Consider the following 451-nt stretch of genomic DNA (forward strand, 5'->3'; position numbering starts at 1 on the left):
CTATCAGGCGGCCCGCGAGAGCATGGCCATAGTACAAAAGGACCTGCCGGGGGCCCAGGTCAGGCCAGAGCCAGGTCTCGACTTCACCGCCCCCGAGCTGAGGCTGGTGCCGCAAGACAGGCGTCTGGCCGAGGTAGGCTGGGATCGCACCCCCATGCCCACCATCATCCAGACCTTCGGCGACGGCCTGCGGGTCGGCGAGTATTTCGATGGGGAAGACCGGCTGGACATCCTGCTGATAGGGCAGAGCTCGGCCAATCCGGATGAGCTCAGGGCGGTTCCGCTTGCGACCCCATCCGGCCGCATCGTCCCCCTCGGCGAACTGCTGCGGGTGGAGCCAGCTCTCGGGCCGGAGAGCATCTTCCGGGCCGACGGCCGGCGCAGCATCCAGCTCATGCTCACCCCGCCGGACGGCGTGAGCATGGAGCAGGTGCTGGAGACCCTGCAGAGC

Annotated in this window: 1 protein-coding gene; it reads left to right on the forward strand. The window is 68.1% G+C overall.

The features are described 5' to 3' along the window. The coding region (locus tag JWG43_RS18275) for an efflux RND transporter permease subunit (RefSeq protein ID WP_371925226.1) at positions 1-451 on the forward strand (451 nt) is incomplete at both ends.

The organism is Desulfobulbus alkaliphilus (assembly GCF_016918545.1).
Lineage (GTDB): Bacteria > Desulfobacterota > Desulfobulbia > Desulfobulbales > Desulfobulbaceae > Desulfobulbus > Desulfobulbus alkaliphilus.